The following is an 18,608-nucleotide window of genomic DNA, read 5'->3' as shown; positions in this document are numbered from 1 at the left end:
TTAGGTAATTGGTTGTGTAAGTATAAACTTAAAATATGAGATTTTTAGTATAAATAACAATAAAAAAACCGCCCACGGTATTCCGGGGCGGTTTGTTGTTATTCTGATGCGATAGCGTCTCCTTTGCTATCAAAAAAGTGGTATTCTAAATACGTGTAAGCGTCACGTGGTATTATCTTAACCCATTTTTTATGCTCCAAAAACCATTTTGTGCGTATTGATGGGAAACCTTTAGTAAGGTAAGCGGCCACAAACGGGTGTGCGTTAAGCACGATCTTTTTGTGGGTCCTCATAATTCTTTCCAGGTCGGCCGTTATGCGGTCAATAACCAATATAGGGGCTTCAATTTCGCCGTTAACCTTGTTAGGGTCTGCTTCTTTGGTCTTAATATTAACTTCAGGCCTTACCCTTTGCCTTGTAATCTGGATCAGTCCAAATTTACTAGGTGGCAGGATCTTGTGTTTTGCTTTATCGTCGCTCATTTCTTCGCGAAGGAAATCATAGAGTTTCTTCCTGTTGTCAGGATTACCCATATCTATGAAATCGACTACTATAATCCCTCCCATATCCCTTAATCGTAGCTGTCTCGCAATCTCTGCGGCGGCTATAAGGTTTACTTCAAGGGCGGTATCTTCCTGGCTTAACGCCTTGTTAGAGCGGTTTCCGCTGTTCACGTCTATAACGTGCAGGGCTTCGGTGTGTTCTATAATAAGATAGGCACCTTTGCTCATGGATACCGTTTTACCGAAAGAGGTTTTAATCTGCCTTTCTATGTTGTATTTTTCAAACAGTGGCAGCTCTTTGCTTTGGTAGTGTTTTACGATATTCGCTTTTTGAGGAGCTATCTCCTGCAGATAGTCCTTTGTTTGGTAATACAGGTCCTCATCATCCACATAAATACCCGTAAAGGTATCATTAAATACGTCGCGAAGGATGGATGAAGCTTTGTTTACTTCTCCCAGTACTTTGCTTGGGTGATGGGCGCTAGGCAGTCGTTTGCACATTCCTGTCCATTTGTCCAGCAGGTTTTGCAGGTCTCTGTCCAGTTCGGCTACTTTTTTGCCTTCTGCTACCGTTCTCACTATTACGCCAAATCCTTTTGGACGGATAGACTGCACGAGTCTTTTTAGGCGGTCTTTTTCTTCTTTAGATTCTATTTTCTGTGAAATAGATATCCTGTCTGAAAAGGGAACCAAAACAACATATCTTCCTGCCAGTGAAAGCTCAGAGCTTATACGCGGTCCTTTGGTAGATATGGGTTCCTTAACCACCTGAACGAGTATTGACTGGTTGGCACTAAGCACGTCGCCTATGGCGCCATCTTTGTCAATCTCAGGTTCAAAAGGAAAGTTTTTCAGTGAGTAATCTTTTACTTTACCTGCGCTTACAAGTTTTATGAATTTCAGCATCGAGGCCAGGTTCGGACCCAAATCGTGGTAATGTAAAAAGGCATCTTTTTCAAAGCCTACATTTACAAAGGCGGCATTAAGGCCGGCCACGGGCTTGCGAATCTTGGCGATGAAGATGTCACCAACATTAAACTGGTTTTTGTCTTCGCGCTCGCTGTGTAATTCAATTAGTTTTCCATCTTTTAATAAGGCAAAATCTACTGCGTCAGAACCAGATCGAATAATTAATTCTTTGTTCACACTGTACATTTTTATCCGCTTTGCAGTTATGAGTTTTGTGTTCTGAGTTCAGCGTTAACCCTGAACCCGAAACCCTGAACCCGACAACCGTGTGCAGATGGATTAAACATTAATTTACAGGTATTTTTGTACCCATAGGATTAGAGTTATTAGTCTCAGTCTCAGTATTCAGTGCACTTTGCGGCTAAATCTAAAGTCCGAAATCTAAAGTCTAAAATCCTTTTTTTCAATGAACTTAAAAATTCTTTTAAAACAAGAAAAAGTAGTTTAGAACTACTTTTTCTTTTTGTGACGGTTAGCTCTCGCTCTCTTCTTACGTTTGTGCGTTGCTACCTTATGTCTTTTTCTTTTTTTACCACTTGGCATAATTGAAAAGGATTTGGTGGTTAATAATTAGTTTACTTTAGCCTCAGTATTTGTTTTTACTCCGTCAACAAAAATCTTTGCAGGTTTGAATGCCGGGATGTTGTGAGCAGGAATCTTAATGGTAGTGTTTTTTGAAATGTTTCTACCTGTTTTTTCAGCGCGCGTTTTGATGATGAAACTTCCAAAACCTCTTAGGTATACATTATCACCAGTCTCAAGAGAGTTTTTTACTTCTTCCATAAAAGACTCAACTGTTGCCTGTACATCACCTTTCTCAAGACCAAGTTTCTCTGAAATTTTCGCTACGATGTCTGCTTTCGTCATTTTCTTTCTAATTTATGATTGTGTATTTTTTTGAGAGTGCAAATATAACAATTAAAAAAACAATAATTCAAGGTTAATCTATTAAAATTTAATAACATAAACTTTTACATTTGTTGACCCGTTCATAATTATGGAATTTTCTAAGCCTTTAATTCATTGGTATTTACAAAACAAACGCGATTTGCCATGGCGAAAAATGCCTGGCGCATACCCCGTTTGGCTATCCGAAATAATGCTTCAGCAAACGCGTGTAGCACAGGGATTACCCTATTTTTTACGTTTTATGGAAGCTTTTCCAACCGTGCACGACATGGCTGCAGCACCCGAAGAACAGGTGTTAAAGCTATGGCAGGGACTGGGATATTATTCCCGTGCCCGTAATTTGCATGCTACGGCAAAGCTGGTAGCCTTCGAAATGAATGGTAATTTCCCTGACAGCTATGCCGGACTCTTAAAGTTAAAAGGGGTTGGAGACTATACGGCTGCTGCGATAGCCTCTATAAGTTATGGTGAGGCTGTCCCCGTGGTTGATGGTAATGTGTACAGGGTTTTGTCCAGAGTTTTTGGTATAGATACCGATATCTCATCGGGGGGTGCTAAAAAACAATTTACTGAATTGGCGGCTTCACTAATGCCTAAAGGGCAGGCTTCAGAATTCAATCAGGCGATGATGGAATTTGGGGCGTTGCAATGTGTGCCCAAGAGTCCTGATTGTGGAAAGTGCATATTTAATAAAGACTGCGTTGCCTTCACGACCGGACGTGTTGCCGAACTGCCGGTTAAACTCAAAAAGACAAAAGTAACCAACCGTTTCTTTAATTATTTAGTGCTAAAAGACAACCGTGGCTTTAGTATGTTGCAGAAACGCACGGCAAAAGGGATATGGCATAACCTGTATGAGTTCCCGCTTATAGAAACTGAAACTGCCGTTTCGGAGGATAAAGCCCTAAGTCTTATAAGGGATTATAAAGGTTTTGGCTTTGCGCCAAAAGATATTACACTTATTGCCGATACCGTTGTGCATAAGCTTTCGCACCAGCACCTGCATATTCGGTTTTGGAAAATATCAGTTGATTTTGAGGTTGTTGACGCAATTTCTGAGAATGCGTTAAAGGCATATCCGTTTCCTGTTGTTATCCATAATTTTATAGAGAAATATTGGAGTGAGCATTAAAAGTGGTATATTTGATTTAACTAATCAGTAGAAAACAATGAACGGTACGTTAAATAAAGTGATGCTGATAGGGCATTTGGGTGACGATGTAAAGCTTCATTATTTTGAAGGAGGAAACTGCATTGGGCGTTTTCCGCTTGCTACCAATGAGATTTACATCAACAAGCAAACCAATGAAAAAATTACTTCTACAGAGTGGCATAACCTCGTGGTGCGCAACAAGGCAGCCGAGATTTGCGAAAAGTATCTTACCAAAGGGGATAAGATATATGTAGAGGGACGCATTAAATCCCGCCAATGGCAGGGTGAAGATGGACAGACGAAATATACAACCGAAATACAGGTAACGGAGTTTACCTTCCTTACCACTAAAAAAGAGCTGGATCAGAAGCAGCAGCAAAGTTTTTCTTCGCAGACAGCAAACGAACCCGCAAAACCGAATTATGATGTAAATGTGCCGGCTCCTAATGACGACCTGCCATTTTAATGTTTAACGAATACCCATTGTTTTGGACCCCGACCCCTCGAGTTACACCTCATTAGACCTTAGCCTTATATATGGCGTGGCAGGAATCATCTTCCTCCTTATTTGTTCTGCGTTCATATCCGGCACCGAAGTCGCTGTCTTTTCGCTTTCACCGGAAGATGTTGAAAAGATGAACAAAGACAATCCTAAACGTGGCAGCCTTATTGTTTCGCTTCTCGAAAAGCCTAAAAAGCTGCTGGCCACAATTCTTATTACCAATACCTTTATCAATATTGCTGTCATTATACTTTTCTTCAGGATAAGCGGAGTCCTTTTTAGTGGTATCAGCATTGCGTGGCTAAGTTTTACAGTACAGGTACTTGTTATCATGTCTTTAGTACTCCTTTTTGCCGAAGTAGTGCCAAAGGTTTATGCCGGAAGGAACAATGTTAAATTTGCCAACAGGATATGTTATGTGCTGTTTGGACTTAATAAATTGCTTTCTCCGCTTAGCATACCCATGCGCGAACTGATGATTAAATTCCAGAAAAAGGTTGGTGCACAGGGCAACGGGCTTTCTGTTGACAGGCTTTCACAGGCGCTGGAACTTACCGATTATGGCGACGCAACAGTTGAGGAACAAAAGATACTGGAAGGTATTGTTACCTTTGGGAATACAGATGTTAAGCAGGTAATGAGTCCGCGTATTGATATTTTTGCCCTTAATATTGAGGCATCGTTTACCGAGGTGCTTCCAAAGATAGTGGATAAAGGATTTTCGCGTATTCCTGTTTATCGTGATAATGTAGACCAGATTGAAGGGGTGTTGTTTATTAAAGATCTTATTCCGCATATCGATAATGATAATTTCGAATGGCAGTCTATCATAAGAGAACCTTTCTTTGTACCCGAGAACAAAAAGCTCGATAACCTCCTTAAGGAATTCCAGAACATGAAAAATCACCTTGCCATAGTAGTTGATGAGTACGGAGGTACATCAGGACTAATTTCACTGGAGGATATCCTTGAAGAAATTGTAGGTGATATCAGCGATGAGTTTGATGATGAGGATATTATTTATACCCGCATCGATGATCATAATTATCTGTTTGACGGGAAAATATCACTGAAAGATTTTTACAGGATAACCGATATTGAAGAAGAAGAATTTGAAGAAGCCAAAGGCGAAGCAGAGACGTTAGCCGGCTTTCTTTTAGAGGTATGGGGTAATTTTCCGAAAAAAGGTCAAAAAATTAGCTTTAATGGCAATATCTTTACCGTCGAATCAGTTGATAAGAGAAGGATAAAACAAATTAAGGTTACACTTAAATGAATACAATACAAAGATTGACAGGCTTTTTAAGTATGATGGCTATTGCTGTTATGGCGGTTAGTTGCGGTGGAGAAACCCTTCCTAAACCGGAGGCATACCTAAGGCTTGATTACCCAATGGGCAAATATGTGGCGCTGGATCAGCCATGTCCTTATACTTTTGGATACAACTCAATGGCACAATTAAAGCCTGGTAAAGACTGTAGCAGCCTTGAAATTCATTACCCAAAAATGAAGGCTACCATTTATCTTAACTACAAACCGGTAAACGGTAATCTGGAAGAGCTTTTAAGAGATGCGCAAACACTTACCTACAAACAGGTTGTAAAGGCCGATGATATTCGTGAGCAGCCCTATATTAATCCGGAAAAAAAATCCTACGGAATGTTTTATGAAGTAGGAGGTAACGCAGCAACTAATGCACAGTTTTATGTAACCGACAGCTTGCATCATTTCCTTGCCGGATCAGTATATTTTTACGCAAAACCTAATTTCGATTCTATAATGCCGGCGGCAAGCTACCTTCGTGACGACATGAGGAATATTATGGAAACGGTTAAGTGGAAATAAAATAGTTTACAGTCGCAGTCACAGTTTGCAGTGTCAGTACTAGTATTGATTTTTCTTTACAGTTTTCAGGGATTTATTGTACATCCGAATTTTTCAGGATGATTCATCATATAATTTATGATTTTGCCGGTTTCAATTGTTTTGGCAGTGAGTTCCAGATATTTTTCTTCTGTGATGTATTCACATCGCAATGCGAATTCTAGCCAAACATTTGTTTCTGAATTTTCGGCATCACTATCTGTGAGTTTGCTTATAAAGTGATTTACATATCTCCTTTTTCTGTATGCTTCTGCGATGTTAGCACATACGCTTCTTGAAGAGCGTCTTATTTGATCTGTTAGAGAGTATTTTTCATCTTTTGGAAATGATTTGGAAAGCATATATATGTCCATTGATAGCTCGAATGCTTTTTTATAGGTGAGTAATTCTCTAAAGTCCATTATAACATTTTTATTTTTCGAATATACTGAAAACTGCGACTGTGACTGCGAACTTTTTAAAACTCAAACTTCAATTGTACTGCAACGGGTTTCTTAACGCCTGATTCCTCAGTATTCAGGTTATTGAGCGAAATACCCAGTAAACGCACCGAATCCTTTGGTTTTTCCTGATACAGTAATTCTTTAACCGTTTCGATTATAAGGCTCTTGTCAGATATAAAATAGGGAAGTGTTTTACTGCGTGTCTGTACGGTAAAATCGCTGTATTTTATTTTAAGAGTAACGGTTTTGCCTGCAATTTTCTTTTTCTTTAGCCTGCGTTCCAGCTCATCGGCAATAAGCGTCAGCTTTTCGAGCATGAATACTTCCGATACCAGGTTCTCAAAAAAAGTGTGTTCCGTTCCAACTGATTTTACAGTCCTGTCGGGCTTAACCTGTCCGTTGTGTATTCCGCGTACTACATAGTAATAATACGCCCCTGATTTTCCAAAATGCTCCGTAAGGTACTCAATAGATTTTTGCTTTAAATCGGCTCCGGTAAAAATGCCCAGTTGGTACATCTTTTCTTCGGTCACCTTGCCTACGCCATAAAACTTACCAATAGCAAGGTTTTCAAGAAATTCCAGTACCTCGTCAGGGTTTACGGTTTTTTGGCCGTTAGGCTTGTTGTAATCGCTCGCAACCTTAGCAATGAATTTATTAATTGATATCCCTGCCGATGCCGTAAGTCCTGTCTTTTCGAGTATCTTTTGGCGGATCTCCTTAGCGATCATTGTGGCGCTGGGATTACCTTTTTTGTTTACGGTAACGTCAAGATAGGCTTCATCGAGAGAAAGAGGTTCTACAAGGTCGGTATATTCATGAAAGATCTCACGTATTTGTTGTGATACCTGACGATAACGGTCAAATCGTGGCCTGACGAAAATAAGGTGCGGACATTTCTTTTTTGCCAAAAATCCACTCATGGCACTGCGAACGCCAAATTTTCTTGCCTCATAGCTTGCCGCCGATACAACACCGCGGCTTTCGCCTCCGCCTACAGCAATGGCTTTACCCCGCAGTTCCGGATTATCCAGTTGCTCTACCGAGGCATAAAAGGCATCCATGTCTACATGAATGATCTTTCGTTGAAGGATGGGTTCTTCGGGGGTTTCCATGTTGTAAAGTTACGATTTACTACTATATTTTTAAGTGCTGATTTGTAGTTGATGCCATAAAAATGGCTTTACATGCTGTTTAGAGCGTGTTTTTGTTATTTTTGGAAATATTTTTTGTAATTTCATATACCGGAAACAAGAAAACAAATCAACTATGCCAAAAACCGCTATACTTTTAGGTGGAAGCGGGGCTGTAGGTAGTGAACTCCTCCAATTACTGCTGGCAGATAGCCGCTACGAAAAAATAAAACTTTTTGCCCGTTCATCAGTAAAAAACAACAATCCAAAAATCGAAGAACATCTTATCAATCTTTTTGACCTTAGTGCCTATGCTGATGTTTTTAAGGGAGATGAGGTATATTGCTGTATTGGTACTACTAAAGCTAAAACTCCTGATAAGAAAACCTATCGCGATATCGATTTTGGAATTCCTGTTGCTGCTGCAAAGTTGGCTGCGGATAATCACATAGGTACTTATATTGTGGTTTCGGCAATTGGCGCCGATGCCGACAGTAGTATCTTTTATAACCGCACAAAAGGAGAAATGCAGGAAGCTGTTTTGTCGGAACATATTACCAAAGTACATTTGCTGCAGCCTTCGCTTATTCTTGCCGAAAGGAAAGAGAACCGCATTGCTGAAAAGATTGCCGAGGGTTTTATGTGGGTACTCAATCCGTTGCTCTTTGGCGGAGCGGCTAAGTACAGGAGTATTAAGGCAGCAACCATTGCCAGAGCCATGCTTTGGCTTGCCAATAACAATTATACACAAACGGTTATAACCTCGGATAAGATTGAGGACTTGGGAAGCAAATAGTTTTTACACGCTTAACGGTTCAGATAGATTTGGTGCTGATTCGGTTTACTGAAAACTATTTCAGAGGAGGAAAGAAAAACGTCCACGGTCTCTTTTTAAAATAGCTCCATACCGAAGCGGCTACCTGGCGCATCTCGGAGATAGGGATATTCCTTGAACGGAATGCGAGTCCCATAGAAAGGCCAAAGCTTACCAGGAAGTTTACTGCCCCAATAATACCGATGCCAAAAATACCCCAGAACAGCAATTCATCCGAGACTTCCCAATTAGCGCCATAAAGACCCAGTGCGAGATTTCCGCTGGCAAAAGTAATGTGTCTTATATCAATGTTAAGTCCCAGGAAAATACCAATAGCACCTGTACTTCCCATAAATATACCAAACCAGAAGTTAGAAACTATGCCAGCCCATTTCTTTTCGTACATTTTGGCCAGCTTTTCGGTACGCACACGCCCAAGACTCATTTTAAGTAAGGGATGTTCCTGTATACGGTAATAAATATGCTGGTACTTATCGCGATTAGCAACCGCTCCGGCAATGATTCCGGATAGGAAGAGGAAACCACCTGCAATGGCAGCATGAAATATTGATAGTGAATCAATAGGATTCAGGTCGTGTATAAGATGGTACCATTTAGTAAGTGCAAGGTTATAATCAAAAGCAATGTCTATAAGCCAGATGCCCAGCAAAGCTACCGGAAATGCTACAAATACGTTGCCGACAAAGGCAATGAACTGCGAACGGAATACACGTGCAAACAATTCGGCGAAGGCCTTGTGTTTTTCGGCATCAGGCATATGGTCGTTCTTTCTACCCGCTTCAAGGGCGCTAATCAATGCCGATGCTGTCATGGCCGGCTGTTTGGTAGCCAACGTAAAGCCTAACAGGTAAATGGTAATGAAGCCCAACGAATAGTTCATGCTGTAAAAAAAGGCCTGTCCGAAAGCACTGGTGTCCATTTTGGAAAGAAAAACCTTGATGATACAGAGAATGGCTACTATAAACCCACCTCCTGAAGCTGCCCAAAGCATCCTGAAATATTCTTTACGGCCTTTGGTAATGTAATGTTCGCCGGTGCGGGCTGTGTGTTGTGTAACTTCATACGAAAGCAATTGTGTACTTTCGTTAATCAGTTTCCTTATGTTGTTTTTGTCGCAGTTATAGCTGATAAGGTCTTTAGCAAGCTCAATGGTGTGTTTCTTAGCTTCTTCAGGAGCATCTATGGCTAATAATGGTAAAAGTGTCTGTAAGCGCTCAAGTTGCTGCCTGATACGAAGCAACGTTTGATTGACGTGTAGTGATATGCCAAATTTTTCACTATTTTTAAAAGCAGTCTTTACATAGTCGGAACATTGCTGTTGTAGTAGCACCAGTTGTTTGTAATCCAGATCGTCGGAGGTTACATAATCTCTTTTTTTGTCTAGCAGTTTTTCCCTTACATCGCCAAATTCCCTCTGAAAAGCAAGAAAAGGGCTCTCGAGATTCTCATATTCGGGAACCATTTTAATAACTTCATGTTCGAGTGCACGTCCTGCTATACGGTGAATGTTTACTTCTATGGCAAAAATCAGTTCGGTTAGCTGATCTTTGCTTTCGTCGTAAATTGGTTTGAATTGAAGCAGGTCAAAAAGTTGTTCAATCTGCTGAGGCGGAATCTTGTCGATCCATACAGGGTCTGTTTTTACAAAAAACACCTGGTTAAGAATGTATTCCAGTGTGTTTTTTTCCGGTTGCTCAGGGATAAGTTTTGCAAACAATCTCCTTTTTACTTCGAACAAAAAGTCGGCATTAGATATTATGCCTGCATCGGTAAGTATATTGCTGAATTTCTTGTCTTTTATAAGTCCTTTTATATACTGCGAAAGTTCTTCGCGGTATTTGGCATTTTCCTTAAGTTCATGTAAAAGTTCACCTAAATCAACCGAATGTACAAGTTTTGGTTTTTTAGGACGGATGATGTTTACAAGCTGTGCCAGCAGGTCGGTTTCTTCCGCCTTATATTCCCAAAGGTTATGCTCATCAAAATTCGTTTTGAAGAAATTGGCTAGATTATTCTTAGGTTTATCTTTAGTTTTTCTGAACTTCATAGGTTTTATGGGGACTGAAGCGTAAAAATACAAATCATAAACCGGAAAACCTTACACATAGAAAGGTTTTAGTATTTGGTTAAGAGGTTTGGCAAAGTTTCTTCAATTTTGAAGCAAAGATGAGCTTGTAAATTCCCTACCTTAGCTATTATTTCCAAAGAACATGATTGAGATTGAACGTAAATTTCTGGTGCTGTCCGACGCTTATAAAAATGAGGCTGTTAATCAGAAACGAATAGCACAGGGCTATCTGAATTCTAATCCCGAACGAACGGTGCGCGTGCGTACCAAAGGCGATCAGGGTTTTCTGACCGTTAAAGGCGCAAGTAATGAAAGCGGTACAAGCCGTTTTGAATGGGAGAAAGAAATTCCTGCCGATGAGGCTCAGCTCCTGCTTACCTTATGTGAAAGCGGCAGTATTGATAAGATACGCTACGAAGTAAAAGTGGGCAAGCATACTTTTGAAGTGGATGAATTCTTTGGGGCTAATGCCGGACTGGTAATCGCTGAAGTTGAACTGAATGATGAAAATGAAAGTTTTGAGAAACCACAATGGCTGGGAGAGGAAGTAACAGGAAATACACATTATTACAATGCTTTTCTGAGCAATAATCCGTATAGTACATGGAAGAAGTAATATACGACCTGATAATTATAGGTGGAGGACCCATTGGCATGGCCTGCGGTATTGAAGCACAGCGCAAGGGGCTCAATTATATTATTATTGAAAAAGGTGCACTGGTAAACAGCCTGTTCAATTACCCGTTGTATATGACTTTTTTCTCAACTGCCGAAAGGCTCGAGATAGGCGGTGTTCCCTTTAGCTGTATAGCTCCCAAACCGGGCAGGCAGGAGGCATTGGAGTATTATCGCAATATTCAGCGTCATTTTAACCTGAATATTAATCTTTTTGAGAAAGTTGATCGCGTAGATAAGTCCAATGGTGTTTTTTCGCTTAAGACTACTAAAGCAGATTATACTTCAAAAAATGTAGTTATAGCCACCGGCTTTTATGACATCCCGATGTATATGGAGGTTCCGGGAGAGAATCTTCCGCATGTGCGCCATTATTACAAAGAAGCCCACGAATATGCTTTTCGCAAAGTAGTAGTGGTGGGAGCCAATAACTCATCGGTAGATGCGGCACTGGAATGTTACCGCAAGGGGGCCGATGTTACCATGGTTATCCGTAAGGGTGAAATAAACGACAGGGTTAAATATTGGGTTAAGCCCGATGTCGAAAACCGTATTGCCGAAGGCAGCATCAAAGCTCATTTTTATTCGGAGATAATCGAGATTAACGAGAAGGAAGTAATTATCAATTCGCCGGATGGTGAAATACTGGTTGAAGCCGACTTTGTATTGGCGTTAACCGGCTATCGTCCTGATCTTGAATTTTTAAAAGCTGCGGGAGTTGAAATATCAGAAGGTATTAACCGTACGCCAAACTATAATCCTGAAACTATGGAGACTAATGTGAAGGGTTTGTATCTTGCAGGGGTTGTATGCGGTGGGCTTGAAACCCATAAGTGGTTTATAGAGAACAGCCGTGTGCATGCCAGAATGATTGTGGGGGATATTCTTTCTAAATAATACTCTTATTTGTCATTGCGAGGAGAGACGACGAAGCAATCTGAAAGAGATTGCCACGCTTCATTGCATTACGCTCGCAATGACAAAAAACACTATGAGTTAAAACAGACTCAGCTGTTCGCCTTTAGTACCATCAAAATGGTGCAATGCTAATGCGGGAAATTCTTTTTTGTCAAAATATTTCTTTCGGGCTATCTTAAAACTGGTATGTATCATTTCGGCAATATTCCCTTCGCCAACCTGACGTTTTAAAACCTGTTTTTCTCCTAATTTGCCACCATGCATTTCACTTATCTGGTGCAGTACTTTATCTTTCCTGTCGGGATAATGAGCCTCGAGCCAGTCAATAAAAACAGGTTCAACGGTGTCGTTAAGGCGAACCAGTGTGTAGCCAAAGCTTTGTGCGCCCAGTTCGGCTATGGTTTTTACAATTGGCAGTATTTCAGGAGTGTTGAGTCCCGGAATCATTGGGGCAACCATAACATGGGTAGGGATACCTTCTTTAGACAGTGTTTCGAGAGCTTTAAGTTTTGTGTTTACCGATGAGGTTCTTGGTTCCAGTACACGTCTTAAGTCTTCGTTTATGGTTGGGATGCTTAACGATACGGTTACAAGGTTTTTCTCGGCAAGCTTTGTTAGTATGTCTATATCGCGTGTTACCAGTGCGTTTTTAGTGAGTACATGTACCGGATGTCTGTAATCCAGACATACCTGAAGCAGTTTACGGGTAATCTCAAGCTTTCTCTCTATAGGCTGATAACAATCGGTATTGCCCGACATAAGTATGGGTTCCGGCTTATAACCTCTTTTTTTAAAGAATTGCTCCAGTAGCTGGGGTGCATTCTTTTTTACCATGATAACACGCTCAAAATCTACTCCGGCACTATAGCCCCAGTATTCATGAGTAGGGCGGGCAAAACAATAAGCGCAGCCATGTTCGCAACCCTGATAGGGATTCATGGAATAGGCCATGGGCAGGTCAGGGCTTTTTACGGCATTGACTATTGTTTTGGGAAACACTTCCAGAATTTTAGTTTTGGCTATCTGCTCTTCATAATCATCCTGATAGATGGATGTTTCGTAGCGGTTCTTAATAAAATGGTTATGAATATTAGTAACCGCGCCCTGTCCTTTAATTTTTTCCTTTTCCATCTTTCCCTGTTTTAGCCAGCAGAAAATTAGTGAAAGCACATTTCTTTTTGTGTTAAAAGAGGGTAGAGGTTATCAACAAAAACGGGAATGCCAGTAAACAAAGGGCTTTAAAAACAAAACCTCTTAACAGGAGTTAAAAGGTTTCGTTGTTTAGTTTAAGATGCCTTTGCTATATCAAGAGATTGCAATTTTTTCTTCTGGCAGGCTATATCAGCCTGTAGTGCTACTACCGCCTCTTCCTGATTTTTTACTTTTTCGATATAGTCCGATATCTGATGTCTTTCGAGCCTGGATTTAAGCTTTTCAAATTCGGCATCAGAATATTCTATGCTTGATTTTTCTTTTAGAAGATTAATGTACTCTGTATAAGTTACATCTGTTTGAGGGAATGCTTTATGTGACCAGGCTTCATATGCGTGTACAAGTGCCACAAATTCAGCCTGAAGTTCCATGTCTTTTTCCTTGTTTCTTTCCAGTCGCATAAGTATGCGTTTTCTGGCCAGTGCCGAGCCGGGGAAAAGATTTTTATCTATGAGAAAAAAGATTACAGTAATTAATAAGCCAAACATTATGAAAAGGGTATGCATGGGAATTTAGGGGTTAAATTATTCAAAAAATTTTCCTAACAAGATGTTAAAGCATTGCTAATCTAACGCATAAGTTTTGAACTAACATTGTGTTTATCAAACATTAACATGTTAAATTCGATGAAATGCATCATAATTCCGATTTAACAAATAAATCCCTGTAAAATAATTTACCCTTTCTCTGATTGCTATCGCATAAGCGAAAAATGTCCCTTATATTCCTTTCCGTCTTTTTTGGTTATAATAAACCAATAGTCACTTGCAGGTAGTTGGTAGCCATTAAAAGTACCATCCCAACCGGGGCTGTTGCCTCTAAATGAACTTACGATCTTTCCGTAGCGATCCATTATCGTTATGCTGGTTTCCGAAGTAAACCATGCATACTTTACCTGCCAATTATCATGAATGCCATCGCCGTTAGGAGAAAAGAACTTTGGGTACATCAATAGTACAGCTTCTGCCTTATCCTGTCCGCAACCACTTTTGTCTCTTACCATAACGGTGTACTCTCCCGGTTTAAGATTTTCAAACACAGGTTCATCCTGATAAGTATTACTATCAATAGAATATTCGTAATTACCTGTTGTAGCCATTATCACGGTAATAGAGTTGGTGCTGTCAGTCCATTCTGTTGTTTCCAGTTTTAATATCTGTGGCTTTTGCGATTCGGTAACCGTAAAGCTGTGAGTTGTTTCACATATCGTAGCACCTGTAGTTTTAGAAACGGTAAGTATATATATTCCGGCTTTGTTTATGCTTTTCTGATATGTTCCGCTTTCCGTTTTTCCATTGTAGGTCCATGTATAGCTGTCAAAACCTTTTGGAGCACTGATTACAACATAACTGTTTTCGCAGAAGCTATAATTGTCATCCATGTCGAGAACCGGAGCGGGAGTAACATTTAGAGTAAAAGATGTTATGTCATAACAAGCACCGCTATTTCTGCTTATACGTGCATAAATTGTTTGCGGGTTTAAAGTGTTGGTATAAGTTGCTGGCAGAATATTGCTGGCAGACATTGCATCTTCCTGCGAAGTGTAATACGTTACCGTAAACTGATCGGCAGGCTGGTTGCCCAGTATGGTTGAATCTTGCTCGGCAAGGTTAAAAGCAGCATAGCCTTCGGCACTACCGCATGAATGCATGTCGGGTGCTTCTCCGGCTACGGGTGTCCCGAACACACTAATTTGCTTTGAGTAATATCGGGACAGGCTTTTTCTTTTTGCCTTAAGTTTCACAGTATAAGTGCCGGGAATACTATAGGTATGGGTTGTGTTGGCATTGGTCGAGTAGTTGCCATCTCCAAAATCCCATTCTATCTCTTCAGGATCTAAAGTGCTAACAGCCTGAAAAGCTACAGATGTATCTGTACAGTCGTTTTCAGTATTTATATCTAAAAGATAGTACGGTGAAGTAAGAAAGTTGGGTAGCCCTACAAATGTTTCCTTTCCGCCCAGGTCAATTGTATTAAGTAAAAAAGTACACCCTGTGCCAATTACATTAGGTTTTTTAATGACTGATAAGGTTCCGGACAGGTATTTGTCTACCAGATAAATCTTAGAATCCGGAGCAAGTTTAATTGAACTTGCAACATCTATTGTCCCTACCTGAATTTGTGAAGCAGACACATCGGCTGCATTTACCTGGTATTGTAAAATAAGGCCATCGGTTGTAGCATACAGTAATTTGCTGTTAGGGGAGAACTCCACGCCATAGCATTTAGCAGGTGTTTTTAGTGTTACAGGGTTTGATACAATACCTGTTGTGTTGTCAAAATCAAATAGTTCGATAGCAAAAAGGCTGCTGGCAGATGCCAGTTTTTTTCCATTGGGAGAAATGCTCATCCAGCCGGCATAGTGGCCGGAATTTTCTGCTCCGTCAATTACAAGTCCGGTATTACTTATTACCGGAGTAGTGTTTACACCTGCACTGGTAACTTTAAAGCTGTAAAAAGCATTGCCACCCCACTGGTGAGTGGTTATCCAGATGTCATTTCCGTTTGCGTGATATGAAGCCGTGATCTTTTCGGTTACGGGGGTAACCAGGAGTACATTAGCGTTAACTACATCTCCTTTGCCATTGTCAGCTTGCATATCTACTTCAGAATAGCGTAGCCCATCGGGTCCACCGGCATCATCGGCAGTAAAAATGTAATATCTTGTTTGTGATCCGGGTTTGGGAACAATTACAGCAGCCTGAGTAGTAGACTTATCGCCTAAAAGACCATTTCCGTTTGGCATTTTAAAATTATACCTGTTCCATACGCTAATACCATCTGTGTAGAAAAGTATGTTGCCATTATTGTCAGATATCGAAGCGCTTCCCTCCATAGTACTCATTGTACTGCTGGTTATTGCTTCAGGGGTTCCTGTGCTGAAATTAAGGCCTGCATTTCGGCCAAAGTACCAATTGTTGTCCTGCTGTGCGTTAGCGTTTAAAAATAATAGAACGAAAACGCATAGCCATAAGTGTGCTTGTCTCATTATTTAATTATCATACAGCTAAGCCTATTGCTTAGCCATCGGGTTTCCTTAACATTCTCTTACTGTTATGGAACATAGTACCTAACTTAACATTGACGTCTAAATAGAAATACTACAACTCCTTTTGGATAATTGGTTGAAATGACTCTTGTTGTAAAACTCTTGTTTAACAACTAAAAGCAGGGTTTATAGGGCTCACTTACGAACCATTTCATCTTTTGGATTGGAAGATATTATGCGGCCGTAGCTTGTTAAAGCCTTAAAAAACGGTTAATGGATGGTGGGAAATGTTAAATTTTAGTATGTAAGGTGTTGGAAGCCATACTAATAATTAAGCGAGGCAAAAATATCTAAAAAACAAATACCGACCGTAAACTTTAACATTGAATTTTGAATTTTTTTTGCATTTCGTCGATTTAAGCGATGTTTTTATCGGTTTTTTTTAATAAAAATGCGATTCTTACGAAAACGGTGTAGTTGTTGCTTCTTAAAATATTTAAAAAATAGCTATTTGTAAGCTAATGGTTACGGTTTAGGATGAAAATGTACCTTTTGTAGGGGTCATGTAAAGGAGAATAGTATTGTTAAATAAAAAAACCGGTCTTAGTAATTTACTAAAACCGGCTGTATGAGATATTACACAAAACTAAAACTTAAACACAATATCCCATGAATGCTAAATCCTAAAAATTAATTAAAATCACTTTTAGATAAGACGTGAAAAAGATAAAAGGTTGCGTACTGTTAGTCTAAAATGCTTTTTGAATTAGAATTTACATATTATGACTGAGTATTTAAAAGAAAAAACCACCGTTGTTATGTAGCCCGGCGGTTTTTTTACAGAAAGAAACTTCACACAGATAGTAAACATTTTAAAGTGTGAATACCCTACCTTAAAAAGAAACTCCCCGTTATTTAGTGGAATAACGGGGAGCAAACATAAAACAAACAATTAATCTAAAAATAATCCGGAAGCCCGGACTATACTATTAACGCCATCCTCCTCCAAGGGCTTTATATAAGTTTATCAGGGCAAGTTGCTGGCGGTATTTTGTATCTACAAGGCTTAGTTCGCTGTTAAGGGCATTGCTTTTAGCTACAAGAACTTCAAGATAGTTTACCATTCCGTACTCTAATAGCTCATCTGAATAATCGGCTGCTTTGCCAAGCGCATCTACCTGTTTTGTTCGAATGGTAATTTTTTTGGTTTCATTGTCATAGTTGGCAAGCGCATCGCTCACCTCTTTACTTGCGGTTATAAGCGCTTTTTCAAAATTTATAAGCGCCTGTTCGTTTTGTGCTTTTGCAATTTCATAACGGGTACGTATTTGTCTTCCGTTCCATAAAGGCTGTGTTAAGCCGGTAACGATATTGGCGAAAAGCGAATTGGTATTAATCCAGTCTTTAAGCTCAATACTTTGTAAACCACCTGTAGCAGTAATTTTAAACTGAGGGTAAAAATTGCTTCGTGCCACATTAGTAAGCTCAAACGCATTGATAAAACCATACTCGGCTGCCACAACATCAGGGCGGTTTCGTAACAGTTGGGTAGAAACGCCTACCTGTAATGCAGGGCTAAGTGTTTGGGCTTCAAGCTGACCGCGCTCAATGTTTTTAGCAGGTTCGCCAAGCAATATGCTCAGTGAATTCTCTGTAAGGACAATATTGTTTTTAAGATCCTGAATGATAAGTTCAGTATCATATTGTTGCGCTTCGGTTTGCTTCACGCCAACTTCATTAACGGTACCACCATCTTTAAGGGCTTTCACCGCCTCAACACTCTGAATTCTGTTCTTTAAAGTTTCTTCCGCTATCTTCAATTGCTCATCCAGAGCCATAAGCTGATAGTAGTATGATGCAATAGAGGTAATAACCTGTGTTTTTACAACCTGATTAGCTGCAATGGTTTGCATGTATGAAGCACTGAAGGCACGCTTGTTGCTGCGAATTTTGCCCCATACATCAGCTTCCCAGGCAAAGGTTCCGGTAAGCTGGTACTGGTCTAGATTGGTCGATCCCCCGGTTTGGCTCACAATACGGCCTATCTGGCTGTTTTTACTCTGTTCAATATGCGTCCAGTCGGCACCAAGGCTTAGCGTGGGAAAATAACCGGCTTTACCCTGTTTCATGTTGGCTTCTGCTGCCACTACGTTCTGGATTGCAAACCTGATATCATAGTTGTTTTGTAAACCTTTTTTAATATGTCCCTGTAGGATTGGGTCGGTAAACATCTTGTCCCATGAAATATCGGCCATGCTAATTGTGTCCTGAGATACTATTTCTGACCTGTACAGGTTTTCGGCCTTCATTTCCGGCCTCTTGTATTCTTTGGCGGCAAAACACCCCTGAAGGAGAATGCCGCTAAGAACCAGTGCTGCTATTTTATATGTTGATCTTATGAATTTCATAACTAAT

General features: G+C 40.2%; 16 protein-coding genes. 7 read left to right on the top strand and 9 right to left on the bottom strand.

What is annotated here, in order from left to right; all coding sequences use genetic code 11:
• Nucleotides 1–98: 98 nt before the first annotated feature.
• Both ACFSR3_RS01465 and ACFSR3_RS01460 read right to left on the bottom strand, forming a co-directional pair.
• Nucleotides 99–1,649: an Rne/Rng family ribonuclease gene (locus tag ACFSR3_RS01465; protein WP_379819392.1), complete on the bottom strand. Its 1,551-nt coding sequence runs from the start codon at nt 1,647–1,649 to the stop codon at nt 99–101.
• A gap of 393 nt (nt 1,650–2,042) precedes the next feature.
• Nucleotides 2,043–2,339 carry an HU family DNA-binding protein gene (locus tag ACFSR3_RS01460; RefSeq protein WP_057671073.1) on the bottom strand — a complete coding sequence of 99 codons (297 nt, stop codon included), beginning with the start codon at nt 2,337–2,339 and terminating at the stop codon, nt 2,043–2,045.
• 130 nt (nt 2,340–2,469) lie between these two features.
• On the opposite strand from ACFSR3_RS01460, the gene mutY reads away from it, so the two are divergent.
• Genes mutY through gldD form a run of 4 tightly spaced genes read left to right on the top strand, consistent with a single transcriptional unit; the run spans nt 2,470 to nt 5,881 of the window.
• Entirely contained in the window at nt 2,470–3,513 is a 1,044-nt protein-coding gene (gene mutY / locus ACFSR3_RS01455) for an A/G-specific adenine glycosylase (RefSeq protein WP_379819391.1), read from the top strand.
• A gap of 37 nt (nt 3,514–3,550) precedes the next feature.
• The gene (locus ACFSR3_RS01450; protein ID WP_379819390.1) at nt 3,551–4,000 is read left to right on the top strand and encodes a single-stranded DNA-binding protein; all 450 of its coding nucleotides are present in this window, start codon (nt 3,551–3,553) and stop codon (nt 3,998–4,000) included.
• A 22-nt stretch (nt 4,001–4,022) separates the two neighbouring features.
• Entirely contained in the window at nt 4,023–5,312 is a 1,290-nt protein-coding gene (gene gldE, locus ACFSR3_RS01445; protein WP_379819389.1) for a gliding motility-associated protein GldE, read from the top strand.
• Nucleotides 5,309–5,881, top strand: coding sequence for a gliding motility lipoprotein GldD (gldD, locus tag ACFSR3_RS01440; RefSeq protein WP_379819388.1), 573 nt, complete (start codon nt 5,309–5,311; stop codon nt 5,879–5,881). The genes gldE and gldD overlap by 4 nt, the downstream gene beginning before the upstream one ends.
• A 65-nt stretch (nt 5,882–5,946) precedes the next feature.
• Here the strand turns inward: gldD and ACFSR3_RS01435 are convergent, their stop codons facing one another.
• Nucleotides 5,947–6,321 carry a four helix bundle protein gene (locus tag ACFSR3_RS01435; protein ID WP_379819387.1) on the bottom strand — a complete coding sequence of 125 codons (375 nt, stop codon included), beginning with the start codon at nt 6,319–6,321 and terminating at the stop codon, nt 5,947–5,949.
• A 56-nt stretch (nt 6,322–6,377) separates the two neighbouring features.
• On the bottom strand, nt 6,378–7,478 hold the full coding sequence (dinB, locus tag ACFSR3_RS01430) for a DNA polymerase IV (protein ID WP_379819386.1): 1,101 nt from the start codon (nt 7,476–7,478) through the stop codon (nt 6,378–6,380).
• Between the two features lie 154 nt (nt 7,479–7,632).
• On the opposite strand from dinB, the gene ACFSR3_RS01425 reads away from it, so the two are divergent.
• Nucleotides 7,633–8,292, top strand: coding sequence for an NAD(P)H-binding protein (locus ACFSR3_RS01425; protein ID WP_379819385.1), 660 nt, complete (start codon nt 7,633–7,635; stop codon nt 8,290–8,292).
• 55 nt (nt 8,293–8,347) lie between these two features.
• Here the strand turns inward: ACFSR3_RS01425 and ACFSR3_RS01420 are convergent, their stop codons facing one another.
• Nucleotides 8,348–10,378, bottom strand: coding sequence for a site-specific recombinase (locus ACFSR3_RS01420; RefSeq protein ID WP_379819384.1), 2,031 nt, complete (start codon nt 10,376–10,378; stop codon nt 8,348–8,350).
• Nucleotides 10,379–10,541: 163 nt separating this feature from the next.
• Between ACFSR3_RS01420 and ACFSR3_RS01415 the strand changes: the two genes are divergently transcribed.
• Nucleotides 10,542–11,015, top strand: a complete 474-nt coding sequence (locus ACFSR3_RS01415; protein ID WP_379819383.1) for a CYTH domain-containing protein — start codon at nt 10,542–10,544, stop codon at nt 11,013–11,015.
• A complete protein-coding gene (locus ACFSR3_RS01410; protein ID WP_379819382.1) occupies nt 11,003–11,971 on the top strand; it encodes a YpdA family putative bacillithiol disulfide reductase in 969 nt (322 codons plus the stop codon). Before ACFSR3_RS01415 ends, ACFSR3_RS01410 begins: the two co-directional genes overlap by 13 nt.
• A gap of 99 nt (nt 11,972–12,070) precedes the next feature.
• Here ACFSR3_RS01410 and ACFSR3_RS01405 read toward each other — a convergent pair whose 3' ends face one another.
• The 4 genes from ACFSR3_RS01405 to ACFSR3_RS01390 form a co-directional block, all read right to left on the bottom strand.
• The gene (locus ACFSR3_RS01405; RefSeq protein WP_114757606.1) at nt 12,071–13,123 is read right to left on the bottom strand and encodes a PA0069 family radical SAM protein; all 1,053 of its coding nucleotides are present in this window, start codon (nt 13,121–13,123) and stop codon (nt 12,071–12,073) included.
• Between the two features lie 155 nt (nt 13,124–13,278).
• A complete protein-coding gene (locus ACFSR3_RS01400; RefSeq protein ID WP_379819381.1) occupies nt 13,279–13,692 on the bottom strand; it encodes a hypothetical protein in 414 nt (137 codons plus the stop codon).
• Nucleotides 13,693–13,898: 206 nt separating this feature from the next.
• A complete protein-coding gene (locus tag ACFSR3_RS01395; RefSeq protein WP_379819380.1) occupies nt 13,899–16,193 on the bottom strand; it encodes a T9SS type B sorting domain-containing protein in 2,295 nt (764 codons plus the stop codon).
• Nucleotides 16,194–17,182: 989 nt separating this feature from the next.
• Complete coding sequence (locus ACFSR3_RS01390; RefSeq protein ID WP_379819379.1) at nt 17,183–18,601, bottom strand: efflux transporter outer membrane subunit; 1,419 nt, start codon at nt 18,599–18,601, stop codon at nt 17,183–17,185.
• Nucleotides 18,602–18,608 lie beyond the last annotated feature (7 nt).

Source organism: Flavobacterium suzhouense, assembly GCF_042684765.1.
GTDB lineage: Bacteria > Bacteroidota > Bacteroidia > Flavobacteriales > Flavobacteriaceae > Flavobacterium > Flavobacterium suzhouense.
Note: the sequence above shows the minus strand (reverse complement) of the source record. Positions and strands in the feature narration are given on the sequence as shown.

Excerpts from the sequence above, each read along its gene's own strand:
- ACFSR3_RS01410 (WP_379819382.1), top strand. The coding sequence starts at position 11,003 with ATGGAAGAAGTAATATACGACCTGATAATTATAGGTGGAGGACCCATT.
- ACFSR3_RS01420 (WP_379819384.1), bottom strand. The coding sequence starts at position 10,378 with ATGAAGTTCAGAAAAACTAAAGATAAACCTAAGAATAATCTAGCCAAT.
- ACFSR3_RS01460 (WP_057671073.1), bottom strand. The coding sequence starts at position 2,339 with ATGACGAAAGCAGACATCGTAGCGAAAATTTCAGAGAAACTTGGTCTT.
- dinB (WP_379819386.1), bottom strand. The coding sequence starts at position 7,478 with ATGGAAACCCCCGAAGAACCCATCCTTCAACGAAAGATCATTCATGTA.
- ACFSR3_RS01390 (WP_379819379.1), bottom strand. The coding sequence starts at position 18,601 with ATGAAATTCATAAGATCAACATATAAAATAGCAGCACTGGTTCTTAGC.
- ACFSR3_RS01435 (WP_379819387.1), bottom strand. The coding sequence starts at position 6,321 with ATGGACTTTAGAGAATTACTCACCTATAAAAAAGCATTCGAGCTATCA.
- ACFSR3_RS01400 (WP_379819381.1), bottom strand. The coding sequence starts at position 13,692 with ATGTTTGGCTTATTAATTACTGTAATCTTTTTTCTCATAGATAAAAAT.
- ACFSR3_RS01425 (WP_379819385.1), top strand. The coding sequence starts at position 7,633 with ATGCCAAAAACCGCTATACTTTTAGGTGGAAGCGGGGCTGTAGGTAGT.
- ACFSR3_RS01405 (WP_114757606.1), bottom strand. The coding sequence starts at position 13,123 with ATGGAAAAGGAAAAAATTAAAGGACAGGGCGCGGTTACTAATATTCAT.
- gldD (WP_379819388.1), top strand. The coding sequence starts at position 5,309 with ATGAATACAATACAAAGATTGACAGGCTTTTTAAGTATGATGGCTATT.
- ACFSR3_RS01450 (WP_379819390.1), top strand. The coding sequence starts at position 3,551 with ATGAACGGTACGTTAAATAAAGTGATGCTGATAGGGCATTTGGGTGAC.
- ACFSR3_RS01395 (WP_379819380.1), bottom strand. The coding sequence starts at position 16,193 with ATGAGACAAGCACACTTATGGCTATGCGTTTTCGTTCTATTATTTTTA.
- mutY (WP_379819391.1), top strand. The coding sequence starts at position 2,470 with ATGGAATTTTCTAAGCCTTTAATTCATTGGTATTTACAAAACAAACGC.
- ACFSR3_RS01415 (WP_379819383.1), top strand. The coding sequence starts at position 10,542 with ATGATTGAGATTGAACGTAAATTTCTGGTGCTGTCCGACGCTTATAAA.